This window comes from Allobosea sp. 10L417, from assembly GCF_056395485.1.
Window position 1 is genome coordinate 334,172 of record NZ_JBFTJP010000003.1, and the last position, 16,108, is coordinate 350,279.

A 16,108-nucleotide genomic window follows, 5' to 3' on the forward strand; every position below is an offset into this window, starting at 1 on the left:
GCCATGTTCACCTCCGTCTTTGTCGACCGGCCGCGCCTGGCCATCGTCATCGCGCTCGTCACCACGATCGCGGGCCTGTTGTCGCTCTTCGCCATCCCGGTGGCACAGTATCCCGACATCGTGCCCCCGCAGGTCTCGGTGACGGCCTCCTATCCCGGCGCCTCGGCGGCGGTAATCGAGGCGACCGTGGCCCAGCCACTCGAGGCTCAGATCGTCGGCACCGACAAGATGCTCTACATGAAGAGCGTCAGCGGCAATGACGGCAGCTATTCGCTGCTCGTCTCCTTCGAGCTGGGAACCAACCCGGACATCAACAGCGTCAACGTCAACAACCGCGTGCAGGTCGCGCTGTCGAAGCTGCCCCAGGAGGTGCAGCGCAACGGCGTGACGGTGAAGAAGAAGTCCTCGGCCCTGCTCGGCGTGATCGCGGTCTATGCGCCGAAGAACAACTACGACACGCTGTTCGTCTCGAACTACGTCACGATCAACCTGCTCGACTCCATCCGCTCGACGCCCGGCGTCGGCGACGCCGCGCTGTTCGGCGCTCAGGATTATTCGATGCGGGCCTGGGTCCGCACCGACAACCTGACCGGTCTCAACCTGACGACCGGCGATATCATCAGCGCCATCCAGTCGCAGAACACGCAGGCCGCCGTCGGTCGGATCGGCGCCCGTCCGATCTCGGACGATCAGCAGCTGCAGCTGAATATCCAGACCAAGGGCCGATTGAGCTCGCCGGAGGAGTTCGGCAAGATCGTGCTGCGCACCAATCCGGACGGCTCGATCCTGCGGCTCTCCGATGTCGCGCGGCTCGAGCTCGGCGCCGCCAATCTCGACCGCGACACGCGGCTGAATGGTGGCCCCGCCGTGCTGATCGGCGTCTACCAGTCGCCCGGCGCCAATGCGATCGCCGCGCTCGACGCCGTCAAGAAGACGGTCGGCGACCTGTCGAAGTCCTTCCCGGAAGGGCTGGAGTGGAAGGTCACCTACGACCCCACGGCCTTCGTCGAGGCGACGATCCATGAGGTGCAGAAGACGCTGATCGAGGCCTTCGTCCTCGTCGTCCTCGTGGTCTTCCTGTTCCTCGGCAATTTCCGCGCGACGCTGATCCCGACGGTCGCGGTGCCGGTCAGCCTGATCGGCGCCTTCGTCGTCCTTAACGCCATCGGATACTCCGCCAACACGGTGTCGCTACTCGCCGTGGTCCTCGCGATCGGCATTGTCGTCGACGACGCGATCGTGGTGATCGAGAACGTCGAGCGCGTGATGGAGGAACATCCGGAGCTGACCCCCGCCGAGGCGACGAAGAAGGCGATGAGCGAGATCGTGGCGCCGATCATCGCGATCACGCTTGTGCTGCTCTCGGTCTTCGTGCCGGTGGCCTTCATCCCCGGCATTTCGGGCGAGCTGTTCCGGCAGTTCGCGGTCACAGTCGCCGTGGCGATGGTGCTCTCCGCCATCAATGCCCTGACGCTTTCCCCGGCGCTCTGCGCCGTGCTGCTCAAGCGCCATGAAGGGCCGCGGCATGGGCCGATCGCCCGCCTCATGCGCGGGATCGACTGGGTGCGCGACCGCTACGGCTCCGCCGTCGCGCGCCTCGTGCGGGTTTCCTTCATCAGCCTCCTGCTGACCGCCGCCTTCGGCGCCGGTATCTACGGGATGAGCCGCATCACGCCGACGGGCTTCCTGCCCGACGACGACCAGGGCGCCTTCTTCATCGTCGCACAATTGCCCGACGGCGCCTCGATCGGCCGCACCTCCGCAGCCATGGCCCAGGTCGAAGGCATCCTGAAAACCGAAAGCGCGATCGCCGACTACTCCACCGTCATCGGCCTCAACTTCCTCGACAATTATTCGCAGCCCAACGCCGCCTTCGTCATGATTTCGCTGAAGCCCTTCGATCAGCGGCCAAGCCGCGAGGATTCCGCCGAAGCGATCATCGCCCGGCTCTCGCAGAAGCTCAGGGCGGTGCGCGACGGTAACGTCGTGGCTCTGGCCCCACCACCGATCATCGGCCTCGGCAGTGGCGGCGGCTTCAGCTACGTCGTGATGGACATGGGGACATCGGATCCCAAGGCGCTCGGCCGGGCGCTGCGCGGCCTCACCATCGCGGCCAATCAGGACCCGCAGCTGCGGCGTGTGTTCTCGACCTTCTCGGATTCCGCTCCGTCGATCTATCTCGACATCGACCGGGACAAGGTCCAGATCCTCGGCGTCGAGCTCAGCAACGTCTTCCAGGCCCTGCAGGCCTCGCTCGGCGGCTACTATGTCAACGACATGAACCTGTTCGGCCGCACCTGGCAGGTTCAGGTCCAGGCGGACGGCGCCGATCGCGCCTCGGTCGACGACATCTACCGCATCAATGTCCGCAGCCGCGCCGGCGACATGGTGCCGCTGCGCAGCTTCGTCGAGGCGAAGGTCGTTGTCGGGCCGCAGGCGCTGATCCGCTACAACAACCGCCTCGCCGTGACCCTGCAGGGCTCGCCCGCGCCTGGCGTCTCCTCCGGCGCAGCGCTCGCCGCGATGGAGGCGGTTTCGGCCAAGACCTTGCCGGCGAACTATCGCGGGGCCTGGACCGACGTGTCGTTCCAGGAAAAGCGCGCGGAGGGGCAGACCGGAATCATCCTCGCCTTCGCCCTGCTCTTCGCCTATCTCTTCCTCGTCGCGCTGTACGAAAGCTGGACGATCCCGATCCCGGTGCTGCTCTCGGTCGCGGTCGGCCTGCTTGGCGCCTTCGCCGCGATCGTGGTCGCCGGATTGACGCTCGATCTCTATGGTCAGATCGGCATCGTCGTGCTGATCGGCCTGGCGGCAAAGAACGGCATTCTGATCGTCGAGTTCGCCAAGGAGATGCGCGAGAAGGGACATCCGCTGCTGCATGCGGCGACGGAAGGGGCGCGTCTGCGCTTCCGCCCGGTGATGATGACCTCCTTCGCCTTCATTCTCGGCCTGCTGCCGCTCGTCATCGCCGAAGGGCCGGCGATGCTCGCCAGGCGCAATGTCAGCACGCCCGTGTTCGGCGGCATGATCGCGGCGGCCTTCATCGGCATCTTCGTCATCCCGGCGCTCTATGTGGTGTTCCAATCCCTGCGCGAGCGCGTGCGCCCATCGACGCGCCCCGAGGAGAAGCCGGAGGCAGCGGCATAGGGCGGGGGCGGAGCCCAGCGAGGGGCGGAACCCTGTCGGAACGGCTATTGTGATCCTTTCGGCGCCCGGCTCTTCAGGGATGCCAGAAGGCAGCCGAGCCAGCTGCCGCTCCGGGGCGGCGCGAGCGGTTCGCGCGACCGCTCGACACGGCAGAGAATCTCGATCTCCTCGATCGAGAGATCGAGAAAGACCAGAAGCATCGGGTTTGAAGCCAACGGCACATCGCCTGCCGGAGCGCTGTCGGGATCCATGGATCGACCTGCCCCAAGTGAGATGGTCGATCCCGATTGATCCCCTGCGGCTTCGCCGGCAACTCCCATCTGGGAGGCGCGGGCTCGCGCGCCACAATATTCGGGGCGGAGATGCCAGGGGCATGCGCCGCAATTCTTCGGCCGCCCTGATCTTCTAGCGCCAGAATGGTTGAAGCTCGATCAGCGCGCCATGGGCCTCGATGGCGGATGCGAGCAGCTTCTGCTCCTTCGCCTCGACATCGGCCAATGCCAGGCCGGCGGCAAACTGGACGGAACCGACGGCATCGGAGCCGACCACGCGCTTCATCAGCTGCTGGCCGGCTGCGATGTCGTTGAGCCCGCCGAGGCTGCTCTGCAGTTTCGAAAAGACCGATGCGAAGGCCTTCTGGAGTTTGCGCTCCTTCTTGCCTTCATAGAGGCTGGCGAAGAATTCGGCGCCGTAGCGCAGCTTCTTGGCCGCGATGCGGACCTGATGCCGCTCCTCGATGCCCAATGCCGCGAGGTTTCGGCCGCGCTTCTCCACCTGCCGCCTGCGCTTGTCGAGCATCCGCGACGCGAAGGGTCTCACGGGCTGGTCGCGCTCGGTATCATTCTGCGCCGTGAGCCACGGCCCGGCGTTGATCCACGCGACCAGATCGATCAGGAAGCGCCGCCAATCCTCCGAACGCAGCGTCAGCACCACCGCGAGATAGGCTTCGGCACACTGGCTCTGAAGATGCTTTTCGAGGCTCAGCAGCTCGGCATGATCGGGATGGCGCGCCAGCTCCGCCGGTAGCGTCTCCGTGAGGAAGACATCCAGGTTTCGGGCCCGCCCGAAAGGCTGCGACAGGCGCTTCAGTTCCGCCTTGATGCTCTCGAACCGATCGTCGGCCAGGAGGTCCTTGAACAGCGACATTGCCGAGCGGAGCCTGCGGATCGCGACGCGACCCTGATGCAAGGCGTCGACGTCGTGGCGGCCGAGCAAAACATCCTCGTTCAGCCGCAGCTGGCGCAGGCAGCCATGAGCGATGCTGCGGAATGCGTCGGCGGCCGTCATGTCGTCCGACAAGTCGATCGGCTCGGCCTTGTGAGCCCGATCGCCCTCCCCATCGATCAAGCCGAACCCGCGCTCCGCCTTGCTCACGACGCCGAGACGCACAGGGACCTGCTCGCAGATTTCACGCGCGAGAGCGAAGAGGTCTTCGGCCGTTCCCTGCTTCAGCTCGAGCTCGATCTCGCTAATCGCCGCGACGTCCGAACCATTCTCCGCGCCAGGATTCGTCACGCGTCCCTGGTCCAGCGCAACTTCGATCCGAGAGCTTCCCTGGCTGACGAGGCAAGTGGCGCGCTCGACGGACACAGTGAACAGCGCGGCGAGCTTCGCCTTCCTGCCGAGCAGCTTCGCGAGCGGTGTCCCGCGCAGGGCATCCCGATCGGGCTCGGGGCCGTCGACCGGCTCCTCCCATTCGCGCCGCTCGATCAGCCCGTCACCGCCTGCCTTCACCGTCTGGACATGGCGATCATCGGTTCGTCTCACCCGCAGCACGTAGCCGCAGGCCTGCAGCAGGCGCTCGGAGGTGTCGAAATAGGTCGACTCCAATCGACCTGTGCTCAGTGCCTCGGCGGCAAAGCGCGGCCATTCTCGCAATCCAGCCAAGTCCGAGGGATCGCAAACCAGCTTCAGCTCGACTTCCTTCGGATCGCTCATGCTTTGGCCCCGACAAGCTCCGCCAAGACAGGGAAGGGAGACGAAGGCTAGCGCGTCCTCAGGCTCGTGACGATGATCGAGGTCAAACCGTCATGGGGAGCAAAATCTCCGACATATTTGCTTGCTCGACGGCGCTGCTTCCTTCGCCGCCGACATCGATGCCAAGACCGTTCCCTTCGCGGTCGAATTCCAGATGCCCTGGGGCACCGCAGCACTCAACGTCGCGGCCTCGAACATCGAGCCCAGCCTCCATCTCGGCGCCGGCAACGACAGCATGATCCCGCCCCCGGTCCAGCGCAAGGTGGCCGCTGCTCGTGAAGCGCGGCTCGGCCTCGCTCTTCAATCGTAGCCGCTCGCTGTCCCCCGACTCGCGAAACCAGATGCTCGCGCAGCCCGCCTCTTGGTGCCGACTGCCCGTCTTTCGGCGGATCGGCGGCGCGTATTGCAAAGCGGCGTCGGCGTTGCCGTGGTCGACCCTCTCTCCCCGGTCTTTTCCGGGCATTACGATCTGGCTACCCGCCCCCTCATGCCCGCTTCCGAGGTGACGGCCTCGGCCGTCCGCTCGCGCAAGCGCCCGGATCTCGCGCGCGGCCGACGCCTTCCTGTGCGGGTCAGGTTGATCACCGCCGAGACAGCCGCGAACACGGCCAGGACTGAGCGCGATGGCGCTATGCAACGCGCGAATGTCACCCCGGAAATCCGCATAGACGCCACCATTGTGTGGCCGCGCGGGCTGGCCCAAGGTTCCCGGGCTGCCTGCCGGCGGCAAGTATCGTAAGACGACGCAGGCCGGCCCGACCGGCTGCGCCCCGTTCGAACGGACCGACATGACTGCCACCGCCAGGACGCCCGACACTGACGCGGCCATCGCCGCGGCCGTCGCTGCCCAGCGCGGCTGGGTGGAGGCCCTGTTCGACCGGCTGGCGACCGGCAGCCGCGACGAACCCGGCATCACCCGCGACACCTATGGCGCGGGCGAAGATTTCGGCCATCGCCTGCTGACCGAACACGGCAAGGCGCGCGGGCTTGCCGTCTCCCATGACTTCGCCGCCAACACCTATGTCACCCTGCCCGGCCGCGAGGCGAGCGCCCCGCGCATTCTGATGGGTTCGCATCTCGACAGCGTGCCGCATGGCGGCAATTTCGACGGCGCGGCCGGCGTCATCGCCGGGCTCGTCGTCATCGAGACCCTGCGCGCGCTCGGCATCCAGCCGCGCTGCGACGTCGCGGCGATGGGTGTGCGGGCCGAGGAGAGCGTCTGGTTCCAGGTTTCCTATATCGGCAGCCGCTCGGCGCTCGGAACCCTGCCGGACGGCGCGCTGGAAGCGAAGCGCATCGACGATGGCCGCGTGCTCGCCGCGAGCATCGACGCCTGCGGCGGCAATTCCGCGGCGATCCGCCGGCGTGAGCGCCATCTCGACCCCGCGGCGATCCGTGCCTTCCTCGAAGTCCATATCGAGCAAGCACCCACCCTGGTCGAATCCGCGCTGCCGGTCGCGATCTGCACGGGCGTGCCGGGCAATTTCCGCTATCCCGACGCCCGCATCGTCGGGCGGCACGACCATGTCGGCACGCCCCGCCGCTTCCGCCGCGACGCCGCGATGGCCGGCGCCGAACTCGCGGTGATGCTCGACCGGCTCTGGCAGGAGGAGGAGGCCAACGGCTTCCCTATGGCCGTCACGCTCGGCCGCTTCCACACCGATCCGGCCGTCCACGGCCTGACCACCGTGCCGGGCAGCTTTGCCTTCAGCCTCGACGTGCGCGCCTATGACCCTGCCGTGCTGGAGCGCGTCGAGGCGAAGATGATCGCCGCCATCCGCGAGATCGAAGCGCGAAGGCGCGTCACCTTCGAACTCGGCGCCCGCGCCAGCGCCGCCGTCGGGCCGGTCGACCCCGGCATTTTTGCCGGCTTGGAGGCGGCGGCGGATCGGCAGGGTATCGCGACGATGCCGCTCGGCAGCCCGGCCTCGCATGATTCCGCCGCCTTCGCCGCTGCCGGCGTCCCAATCGCGATGCTGTTCGTGCGCAACGAGCATGGCAGCCACAATCCGCAGGAGGCGATGGAGATTGAGGATTTCCTGGCCGCCTGCACGATCCTTGCAGATTGGGTCGTGCAAGAAGTCGCCTGAAGCGCCGAGCGATGCCATGCTGAACGACCAGCCCACCATCTCGGGATTTCACCGATGAACCGCCGCTCCCGCATCCTCGTCCTTAACCCCAACTCGAACGAGATGGTCACCGAAGGGCTGCGCCAGGCGCTCGTGCCGCTCAGCTTTGCGGAGGGCCCGGAGATCGTCTGCGAGACGCTGGCGGAGGGGCCGATCGGCATCGAGACGCAGGAGCATGTCGAGAGCGTGGCCCTTCCTCTGCGCCGCCGGATCGAGGCCGCAAACGACGTCGATGCCTTCGTCATCGCCTGCTATTCGGACCCCGGCCTCCATGTCGCCCGTGAGGGCACGCAGAGCCCGGTCTTCGGCATCGCCGAATGCGGCGTGCTGACGGCGCTGACGCGGGCCGACCGCTTCGGCGTCATCGCGATCAAGTCGCGCTCGATCCCGCGCCATATCCGCTACCTCCGCCAGATGGGGCTGATGGATCGGCTGGCCGGCGAACGCCCGCTGGAGATGTCGGTGGCCGAGAGCGCGTCCGGCGAAGGCACGCTCGCGCGCATGGTCGCGATCGGACGCGAGTTGAGGGATGAGGATGGCGCCGGCGCCATCGTGATGGGCTGCGCCGGCATGGCGCGTCATCGCAGGCCGCTGGAAGATGCGCTGGGCGTGCCCGTGATCGACCCGACGCAAGCGGCGGTCGCCATGGCGCTCGGCACGATCATGGTGCGCTAGGCAGCTTGTTTGAGTTACCAGCCCTCATCCTGAGGAGCGCCGCAGGCGCGTCTCGAAGGATGTTTCAGGAGGCTTTCGAGCGCACTGGAGCATCCTTCGAGACGCCGCTTTGCGGCTCCTCAGAATGAGGGCTTGAATAGCCGAGTAGACGTTAGGCTGGAAGGATAGAGCAGATGACGGCGACCTACGATCTGGTCATTCGCGGCGGCACGGTCGGCTCCGCGACCGGCAGCTTCCGCGCCGATGTCGCGGTCAAGGACGGCAAGGTCGCCGCACTCGGTCTCGGCCTTGCGCCCGGCGCACGCGAGATCGACGCGACGGCAAAGCTCGTCCTGCCGGGCGGCATCGACACCCATGCCCATGTCGAGCAGGTCTCGGCCGGCGGGCTGCTCAATGCTGACACCTTCGAGAGCGCCACGGCCTCGGCAGCCTTCGGCGGCAACACCACGCTGATCTCCTTTGCCGCCCAGCATCGCGGCCTCGACCTCAGAAAGATCGTCGACGACTACGCCGCGCTGGCCCGGCGCGGCGCGCTGATCGACTACGCCTTCCACCTCATCGTCGCCAATCCCGACGCCAAGACGATCACGCAGGATCTGCCGGCGCTGATCCACGAGGGCCATGCCTCGATCAAGGTCTTCATGACCTATGACCTGATCAAGGTCGATGACGAGCCGCTGCTCGACCTGCTGCTGACGGCAAGGCAGAATCGCGCGCTGGTCTGCGTCCATGCCGAGAACCACGGCATGATCTCCTGGATGGGCAAAAAGCTCGTCGAGAAGGGCTATGTCGCGCCGAAATACCACGCGATCAGCCATCCCCGCGGCTCGGAAGCCGAGGCCTTCAACCGGCTGATCACGGCGGCCGAACTGCTCGACCAGCCGATCATGATCTTCCACGTCTCGACTGCCGAAGGGGCACAAGTGATCCGCGATGCGCGCGGGCGCGGCCTCAAGGTCTTCTCCGAAACCTGCCCGCAATATCTCTTCCTGACCCGGCACGATCTCGACAAGCCGGGCCTTGAGGGCGCGAAGTGGATGTGCTCACCGCCGCCGCGCGAAGAGTCCGATCAGGAGGCGCTCTGGCAGGCGCTGGCGCTCGGCGACATCCAGACCGTCTCATCCGACCATGCCCCCTATCGCTTTGACGAGACCGGCAAGCTCTCGGCCGGACCGAACCCGAATTTCAAGCAGATCGCCAACGGCCTGCCGGGTCTGGAGACGCGGTTGCCCCTGCTCTTCGACGCGCTGGTCTCGAAAGGTCGGCCGGAATTCGCCGGGCGCGGGCTCGATGCCTTCGTCAACCTGACGGCGACGTCGCCCGCCGCGATCTACAACCTGCCGGGCAAGGGCACGCTCTTGCCCGGCTACGACGCCGACATCGCGATCTGGGACCCGCAGAAGGCAGTCACCATCACCGACGAGGCGATGCATGACCGCACCGGCTTCACCCCCTTTGCCGGCCGCCACGTCACCGGCTGGCCCGAGCGTGTGCTCGTCAGGGGCGAGGAGATCGTCGCTGACGGCGCGCTGCAGGGGAAACCCGGCGCCGGCCGCTGGCTGAGCCGCAAGGGCGGCTGGGCGACGGAGCCGACGGGACGCCTTGTCGCCGATATGGACCCGGGCTCGAATTTCGGCGCGGCGATCCTCGACTGAGCGCAGTATGCCGCCTGCGATTTTCAGCGGCTGGCGGCCGGAACCACAATGCGCTCATCGGGACGCATGGCCCGGAGCGCATTCATCCTCAGGGCACCGGCCGCCCTCGCCGGTCGCACCGCCAGACGACGCCTGCGTGTGCGGGTTCAGTCGTCGACGCGCGCATCCCTTCGGCAGAACTGCACGACGTTGGAAGGCGGCGGAACGCTCTCGGCATGGCTTGCAGTGTCCAGCACGAGCTCGATCGCCTTTCGCAGGCGCTCGTCTTCAGGATTTTTCTCGGTCACGCAAAGCAGGGCGCATTTGAGAAAGATGACGCACTGGTCATGATCTGGATTGATGTGCTGCGTCATGTTCATGGCCTGCTCGGATAGCGGCGCGGCATGAGAGGCAGACGATCGAGCTTTGAACGCATAATGGCCCCACGCGGTACACACTGTTTCAATTTGGGCCGGCACAGTCATAGCAGGCGATGGAAGCGCAAGCTTGGGGCCAGCGCGTCGTGCGCCCTTGGGAGGCATGGCATTCGCGCGGCTTCTCGCTGGACCTGGCAAGCGGTTCAAAGCATTGGCCAGGGCTTTCACGATCGTCCCCGCCTGCGCGCTACGAGCGCGACCATCGCCGGGTTGCGATCCGAAAGAAAGGAAATGGCGCTCCCGAGGGCATCTGGCTCGCCAACGGGCACGTTGCCGAAATCAGTACGTTCGAGGCTAAAATCGATGCCTTCCCGGCGCGCTACGGCAGCGCTAGGCTCCGCTAACGCAGCGCCGCCTTGGCGCGCCGCATCTGCCGAGGCGGAACATGCAAGCCGATCTGATCATTCGCAACGGCCATGTCGTCAGCATGGACAAAGACTTCTCGGTCCATGTCGGCGGCGCGGTGGTGGTTTCCGGCAATCGGATCGCCGCTGCCGGACCGGCCTCGATCGCCGAAGGCTTCACGGCGAGGCAGGAGATCGACGCCGAGGGCGGGCTGGTGATCCCCGGCCTGATCAACAGCCATTGCCATTTCGCGATGACGCCGTTTCGTGGCCTCGGCGAGGGCCTGCCCGACCGGCTGGAGCGCTTCATGTGGCCATTGGAGCGCGACATGGTCGATGGCGATCTGGTCGAGGCCGGGGCGACCCTGGGCGCGATCGAAATGGTCGTCGCCGGCACGACCTGCGTCGTCGACAGCTATACTTATCCCGAGCGGCGGGCACTGGCGGCTGAGAAAGTCGGCATCCGTGGCCTGATCGGCCAGACCATCATGAACCAGCGGACGCCGGATTCGCCGGACTGGCGCGCGGGGCTCCGTCGTGCCGAGGGCTGGCTCGCCGATTGGGCCGGCCATCCGCTGGTGACGCCGATCCTTTCGCCGCATTCGCCTTACGCGCTCGACGACGAGGCGCTGGCCGGCATCGTGGCGCTGAGCGACCGTAGCGGCTGCAGCGTCACCATGCATGTCTCCGAATTCGAGTGGGAGGCACAGCGCCTGCGCGAGCGGCGCGGCCTGACGCCCATCGCCCATCTCGATGCGCTCGGCTTCTCCCGGCGCGTGTTCATCGCCGCGCATTGCATCTTCGTCGACGACGAGGACATCGCGATCATGGCGCGGGGCGGCATGAGCGTCGCGCACAACATGGTCGCCAACATCAAGGCCGGAAAAGGCGTGGCCCCGGCGGCGAAGCTGCGCCGCGCCGGCATTGCCGTCGGGCTGGGCACGGACGGCCCGATGAGCGGCAACGGCATCGATACCCTCGGCCAGCTCGGCTATGTCGCCAAGGTCGCCAATCTGATGGCGTTGAGCAATGCGGCGATGCCGCCGCGCGACGTGGTCGAGATGGCGACGATCGGTGCGGCGCGGGCCATAGGCATGGCCGATGAACTCGGCTCCCTCGAAGCCGGCAAGAAGGCCGATATCGCGATTATCCGGACGGATCAGCCGCATATGCAGCCGCTCTACGACGTCTATACCTCGCTCGTCTTCAGCGCGACGACCCGCGACGTTCGCGCCACGATCGTCAATGGCCGCGTCGTCGCCCGTGACGGCGCCCCCCTTCATGCCGATATGGGCGCGGCAATCGCGAGGGTGCGCGCGGCGGGTGCGCGCCTGGCCGCGCATGTCGGCCTGCCGCCGCTGGAGATGAGCGGCGGCCACGCCATCCCGCCTGCACGGCCCTTCCGGTCCCCAGCCACGGAGCAATGATGAGCAGGATCCCCGTTCAATCGATCGTCTGTCCCAGCCGGCGCACGCTCCTGGCCTCCGGCCTCGCCCTTGCCGGCGGAGGCCTGAGCATCTCGGTCGCCCGCGCGGCCGGCAAGGATGTCGTGAACGCACAGCTCAGCTGGCGGCTCAGCAACAACCAGCTCGGCGAGATCGCCGCCATAAAGCTCGGCTACTACGAGGCCGAAGGCATCGAGCTGAAGATGCAGCCGGGCGGCCCCAGCAATGACGGCGTCGCCATCGTCGCGTCGGGCCGGGCCAATGTCGGGCAGCTCTCATCCTCGCCTTCCCTGCTGCTCGCAGTCTCCCAAGGCATCCCGTTGCGCTGCTTCGCCTCAGCGCTGCAGCGGCACCCGTTCACATTCTTCTCCCTGCCGCGCGCTCCCGTGCGCACGCCGCAAGACATGGTCGGCAAGCGCGTCGGCATCCAGGCGACGGCGCGGCCGCTGCTGCGCGGCATGCTGCTGCGCAACGGCCTCAAGGAGAGCGACGTCAAGATCACCGTGATCGGGGCTGAGTTGACGCCGCTGCTCACCGGCCAGGTCGATGTCGCGACCGGCTGGATGTCGAACGGCCTTGCCGTCGGCCCGGACCGGATCGAGCTCGCCCTATGGGACTGCGGCGTGCGCCTCTACGCCCTGCCCTATTACGCGACCCACGAGACATTGGCGAAGCACAAGGACGTCCTCGCGCGTTTCGTGCGCGCCAGCGCCAAGGGCTGGGCCTTCGCCTACCAGAATGTCGAGCAGGCCGTCGCCTATCTGCTGGAGAACCAGCCCGAGCTCGACGCGGCCAATGCGATGGCGACCGCAAAATCGCTGATCACCTTCGCCTATGACGAGACGACGCGAACACAGGGCTGGGGAGCGATGTCGCAGACGGTGTGGCAGGACCAGATCGACCTGTTCCGCGAACTCGGCGAGTTCACGGCGCGCGTCCCTTCGGCAGACGAGGTTTATACGCCGGAGATCCTCGCCCTGACGCAAGACTCGCGCCCGCGGCTGGGCTGACCATGTGCAGCACCCCGGACGCGAACATGCATGCGGCGCTCGAAGCCGCCCGCGAAAGCCCCAACCGCGTGCGCCAGGTCGGCGCCATCCTTCGGGCGAGCGACGGCACGGCGATCGCCGCGTGCAACACCTTCCCCGCCGGCGTGCGCGACCTGCCCGAGCGCCACGAGGGCGACGGCCGCTTCGTCTGGATGGAGCATGCCGAGCGCCATGCGATCTTCGCCGCCGCACGGCGCGGCATCGCGACGGCGGGCGCCACGCTGACGACAACGTTCTTTCCCTGCATCGACTGCGCGCGCGCTATCGTCGATGCAGGGATCGTCTGCGTGGAGACCCCGCCACCGGCCTTCGAAGACCCGGTCTGGGGGCAGGCCTTCATTCGATCCAGCGTCATCCTGGAGGAGGGCGGTGTCGCCGTAAGGCATGTCGACGTCGCGGCGGTCACCCCCAGCTGAGGCATCGCGCTGCGCAACGCCGCGGCAATTGCCGGCGGCTTGTGCATGTTCTCATTGCGGCAACGCTTCGAACGAAATTTTGTGATATCTGAGTACGCCGGTTAATGATCTACTCCCCCGATAAGGCGGTTACCGCCACATAAAGGGGACGATGATCATGCCGCTCGACAGACGTGATTTCCTGCGTTGCGCCGGTGCCGCCGCCTTCTCCGGTCCGCTGCTCTCGATAGAAGCCGAAGCCCAGGGCAAGGCCACCGTCAACATGCAGCTGGGCTGGATCGCCGGCGGCAACCAGATCGGCGAGGTCTGCGCAAAGGCGCTCGGCTATTACGAGGCCGAGGGCATCGACATGCGCATCCAGCCCGGCGGCCCGAATGTCGACGGCGTCGCCGTCGTTGCCAGCGGACGGTTCGAGGTCGGGCAGGTATCGTCGAGCCCCTCGCTGATGCTGGCCGCCTCGCAGGACCTGCCGGTGGTCTGCTTCGCCGCTGGCTGCCAGAAGCACCCCTACACCTTCTATTCGCTGAAGAAGAACCCTGTGCGCGAGCCGAAGGACTTCATCGGCAAGAAGGTCGGCATCCAGTCGACCGGCGTTATCCTGCTGCGCGCGCTGCTGGCCCAGAACAAGATCCCCGAGAAGGACGTCACCGTCGTCCCGATCGGCGCGGAGATGACGCCGCTGCTCACCGGCCAGGTCGATGTCGTGACCGGCTGGGAGACCAACACCACCGCGCTCAAGGTGCTCGGCCCCGACCGCGTGGGGATGTCGCTCTGGGATGCCGGCGTGAAGCTCTACGCCCTGCCCTATTACGCGACGGTCGACACGCTGAAATCCAAGAGCGACGTGCTGGCGAAATACCTGCGCGCGACCGCAAAGGGCTGGGCCTATGCCCATGCCAATCGCGACCAGGCGGTCGCCCTGCTGATCAAGGAATATCCGAACCTGATCGCCGCCGACGAACGCGAGGCGCTCGATGTGATGCTCGCCTTCTCCTTCGGCCCGCAGACCAAGGCCGAGGGCTGGGGCACGATGGATTCGACCGTCTGGCAGCAGCAGATCGACCTCTATGCGGCGCTCGGGCAGTTCACCAAGCGCACGCCGAAGCTCTCCGAGGTGATGACGCTCGACGTGCTCAGGATGACGGCCGACGCCCGGCCACGGATCGGTTGATCCGATGGCCACGCTCGCCATGATGGAACCGCGCCAGGCCGATGCAGCGCGGCCGGCAGGCAGCACCGCCGTCGGCTGTCACAACCTCTCGGTCCGCTTCGTCACCGAGCGGCGCACCGTGACCGCGCTGGAGAATGTCAGCTTCTCCGTCGAGAGCGGCGGCTTCCTCAGCCTGCTCGGCCCTTCCGGTTGCGGCAAGTCCACCTTGCTGCGGGTCGTCGCTGATCTGATCCCGCCGAGCTCGGGCCAGGTCACGGTTCTCGGCCAGACCCCGCAGCAGGCCAGGCTCCAGCGCGCGCTCGGCTTCGTCTTCCAGGACGCCGCCCTGCTTCCTTGGCGAACGGCCTTGCAGAATGTCGAGCTTTCGCTCGAGGTCGGCGGGCGCCCGCCCCTGCCCGCGGGCATGCCGACGCCGCGCGAACTGCTCAAGCTCGTCGGGCTGGAAGGCTGGGAAGGCAGTTTTCCGCACGAACTCTCCGGCGGCATGCGCCAGCGCGTCTCGATCGCCCGCGCGCTGCTCGGCGGCCCGCGGCTCCTGCTGATGGACGAGCCCTTCGGCGCGCTCGACGAGATCACCCGCGACCGGCTGAACGAGGAATTGCGCCGCATCTGGCGCGAAACCGGCACGACCATCCTGTTCGTCACCCATTCCGTCTACGAGGCGCTTTTCCTCGGCGAGCAGGTCCTGGTCCTCGCCGCCAACCCCGGCCGCGTCGCCTCCCTGGTCGATATCGACCTGCCGCGGGACCGCACGCTCGCCATCCGCGAGACGCCCGAGTTCATGCGCACCGCCACGGTCCTGCGCGCAGCGCTGGGAGGCACCGAATGACGCTTGCCACCGCGATCTCGCATAACGAGACCATTGCAGACGCCGAAGAGGGCTTTCGCCGGGCCCGGCGCCGCGCGCAATTGCGCCGGCGCATCCTGCCCTTCGTCGGCATCGCCATCTTCCTCGGAATCTGGGCCGCGCTGGTCTACCTGTTCAAGGTCCCGCCCTTCGTCGCCCCGACGCCGCTTCTCGTGGCGCAGACGCTGATCGGCAAGAGCGGCATCCTTTTGTCGAACCTCGTCCCGACCGCGATCGAGGCTCTCGCTGGCTTCCTGCTCGGCAATATCGTCGCGATCATCATCGCGACCGCCTTCGTCCATAAGAAGACGCTGGAAGAGACCTTCTTCCCGACGGTGGTGTTGATCAACACGATCCCGGTCGTGGCCAAGGCGCCGATCCTCGTGCTGCTGCTCGGCAACGGCATGGAACCCAAGATCGCGATCGCCGCGCTGATCTGTTTCTTCCCGACTCTGGTCAACATGGTGCGCGGGCTGGAGGCGGTGAACCCGCAGGCGATGGAGCTGATGCGCGTGCTGTCGGCCTCAAAGCGCGAGGTCTTCTTCAAGCTCCGGCTCTACAACTCGCTGCCCTATCTTTTCTCGGCGCTGAAGATCTCCGCCTCGACCTCGGTCGTCGGCGCAATTGTCGGCGAATGGATCGGCTCGAATGTCGGCATCGGCGCGCTGATCATCCAGGCGACCTACTCCTTCGACTCGGCGCTGCTCTACGCGACCGTGATCGTCGCCTCCTGCTTCTCGATGCTGTTCTTCCTGAGCGTGACCATGCTGGAGCGCCTGATCGTGCGCTGGCAGCCCGTCAACGCGCACTGACACCCCGCCAAAACATGGAGAGGTC

At 66.7% G+C, this 16,108-nt stretch carries 13 protein-coding genes; 11 read left to right on the forward strand and 2 right to left on the reverse strand.

The window, feature by feature from the left end; all coding sequences use genetic code 11:
- Positions 1-3: 3 nt before the first annotated feature.
- On the forward strand, positions 4-3,147 hold the full coding sequence (locus AC1DE3_RS12030; protein WP_441509514.1) for an efflux RND transporter permease subunit: 3,144 nt from the start codon (positions 4-6) through the stop codon (positions 3,145-3,147).
- A gap of 405 nt (positions 3,148-3,552) precedes the next feature.
- On the opposite strand, the gene AC1DE3_RS12035 is transcribed toward AC1DE3_RS12030, so the two are convergent.
- Positions 3,553-5,085 (reverse strand): CYTH and CHAD domain-containing protein, encoded by a 1,533-nt coding sequence (locus AC1DE3_RS12035; RefSeq protein WP_441509515.1) that lies wholly within the window; start codon positions 5,083-5,085, stop codon positions 3,553-3,555.
- 121 nt (positions 5,086-5,206) lie between these two features.
- Between AC1DE3_RS12035 and AC1DE3_RS12040 the strand changes: the two genes are divergently transcribed.
- The 4 genes from AC1DE3_RS12040 (at position 5,207) to hydA (ending at position 9,583) form a co-directional block, all read left to right on the forward strand.
- Positions 5,207-5,434 carry a hypothetical protein gene (locus tag AC1DE3_RS12040; RefSeq protein WP_441509516.1) on the forward strand — a complete coding sequence of 76 codons (228 nt, stop codon included), beginning with the start codon at positions 5,207-5,209 and terminating at the stop codon, positions 5,432-5,434.
- Positions 5,435-5,912: 478 nt separating this feature from the next.
- Positions 5,913-7,214 carry a hydantoinase/carbamoylase family amidase gene (locus tag AC1DE3_RS12045; RefSeq protein ID WP_476779764.1) on the forward strand — a complete coding sequence of 434 codons (1,302 nt, stop codon included), beginning with the start codon at positions 5,913-5,915 and terminating at the stop codon, positions 7,212-7,214.
- 54 nt (positions 7,215-7,268) lie between these two features.
- Positions 7,269-7,928, forward strand: coding sequence for an aspartate/glutamate racemase family protein (locus AC1DE3_RS12050; protein ID WP_476779763.1), 660 nt, complete (start codon positions 7,269-7,271; stop codon positions 7,926-7,928).
- 173 nt (positions 7,929-8,101) lie between these two features.
- A complete protein-coding gene (gene hydA, locus AC1DE3_RS12055) occupies positions 8,102-9,583 on the forward strand; it encodes a dihydropyrimidinase (RefSeq protein ID WP_476779762.1) in 1,482 nt (493 codons plus the stop codon).
- Between the two features lie 146 nt (positions 9,584-9,729).
- On the opposite strand, the gene AC1DE3_RS12060 is transcribed toward hydA, so the two are convergent.
- Complete coding sequence (locus tag AC1DE3_RS12060) at positions 9,730-9,942, reverse strand: hypothetical protein (RefSeq protein WP_441509520.1); 213 nt, start codon at positions 9,940-9,942, stop codon at positions 9,730-9,732.
- A gap of 442 nt (positions 9,943-10,384) precedes the next feature.
- Here AC1DE3_RS12060 and AC1DE3_RS12065 point away from each other — a divergent pair, with 442 nt between their 5' ends.
- The 6 genes from AC1DE3_RS12065 to AC1DE3_RS12090 all read left to right on the forward strand — a co-directional run bounded on the left by AC1DE3_RS12065 (position 10,385) and on the right by AC1DE3_RS12090 (position 16,083).
- Positions 10,385-11,770: an amidohydrolase gene (locus tag AC1DE3_RS12065; protein ID WP_476779761.1), complete on the forward strand. Its 1,386-nt coding sequence runs from the start codon at positions 10,385-10,387 to the stop codon at positions 11,768-11,770.
- Positions 11,770-12,798, forward strand: a complete 1,029-nt coding sequence (locus AC1DE3_RS12070) for an ABC transporter substrate-binding protein (protein ID WP_476779760.1) — start codon at positions 11,770-11,772, stop codon at positions 12,796-12,798. The genes AC1DE3_RS12065 and AC1DE3_RS12070 overlap by 1 nt, the downstream gene beginning before the upstream one ends.
- A 26-nt stretch (positions 12,799-12,824) precedes the next feature.
- Positions 12,825-13,253 carry a hypothetical protein gene (locus AC1DE3_RS12075; protein ID WP_476779759.1) on the forward strand — a complete coding sequence of 143 codons (429 nt, stop codon included), beginning with the start codon at positions 12,825-12,827 and terminating at the stop codon, positions 13,251-13,253.
- A gap of 151 nt (positions 13,254-13,404) precedes the next feature.
- Positions 13,405-14,424 carry an ABC transporter substrate-binding protein gene (locus AC1DE3_RS12080; protein WP_476779758.1) on the forward strand — a complete coding sequence of 340 codons (1,020 nt, stop codon included), beginning with the start codon at positions 13,405-13,407 and terminating at the stop codon, positions 14,422-14,424.
- Positions 14,425-14,428: 4 nt separating this feature from the next.
- Entirely contained in the window at positions 14,429-15,253 is an 825-nt protein-coding gene (locus AC1DE3_RS12085; protein WP_476779757.1) for an ABC transporter ATP-binding protein, read from the forward strand.
- The gene (locus AC1DE3_RS12090; protein WP_441509526.1) at positions 15,250-16,083 is read left to right on the forward strand and encodes an ABC transporter permease; all 834 of its coding nucleotides are present in this window, start codon (positions 15,250-15,252) and stop codon (positions 16,081-16,083) included. Before AC1DE3_RS12085 ends, AC1DE3_RS12090 begins: the two co-directional genes overlap by 4 nt.
- The last annotated feature ends 25 nt before the right edge of the window (positions 16,084-16,108 follow it).

Coding starts and splice junctions, on each gene's coding strand:
- AC1DE3_RS12035 (WP_441509515.1), bottom strand. CDS start 5,085: ATGAGCGATCCGAAGGAAGTCGAGCTGAAGCTGGTTTGCGATCCCTCG.
- AC1DE3_RS12030 (WP_441509514.1), top strand. CDS start 4: ATGTTCACCTCCGTCTTTGTCGACCGGCCGCGCCTGGCCATCGTCATC.
- AC1DE3_RS12075 (WP_476779759.1), top strand. CDS start 12,825: ATGCATGCGGCGCTCGAAGCCGCCCGCGAAAGCCCCAACCGCGTGCGC.
- AC1DE3_RS12080 (WP_476779758.1), top strand. CDS start 13,405: ATGATCATGCCGCTCGACAGACGTGATTTCCTGCGTTGCGCCGGTGCC.
- AC1DE3_RS12060 (WP_441509520.1), bottom strand. CDS start 9,942: ATGAACATGACGCAGCACATCAATCCAGATCATGACCAGTGCGTCATC.
- AC1DE3_RS12085 (WP_476779757.1), top strand. CDS start 14,429: ATGGCCACGCTCGCCATGATGGAACCGCGCCAGGCCGATGCAGCGCGG.
- AC1DE3_RS12050 (WP_476779763.1), top strand. CDS start 7,269: ATGAACCGCCGCTCCCGCATCCTCGTCCTTAACCCCAACTCGAACGAG.
- AC1DE3_RS12070 (WP_476779760.1), top strand. CDS start 11,770: ATGAGCAGGATCCCCGTTCAATCGATCGTCTGTCCCAGCCGGCGCACG.
- AC1DE3_RS12065 (WP_476779761.1), top strand. CDS start 10,385: ATGCAAGCCGATCTGATCATTCGCAACGGCCATGTCGTCAGCATGGAC.
- AC1DE3_RS12045 (WP_476779764.1), top strand. CDS start 5,913: ATGACTGCCACCGCCAGGACGCCCGACACTGACGCGGCCATCGCCGCG.
- hydA (WP_476779762.1), top strand. CDS start 8,102: ATGACGGCGACCTACGATCTGGTCATTCGCGGCGGCACGGTCGGCTCC.
- AC1DE3_RS12090 (WP_441509526.1), top strand. CDS start 15,250: ATGACGCTTGCCACCGCGATCTCGCATAACGAGACCATTGCAGACGCC.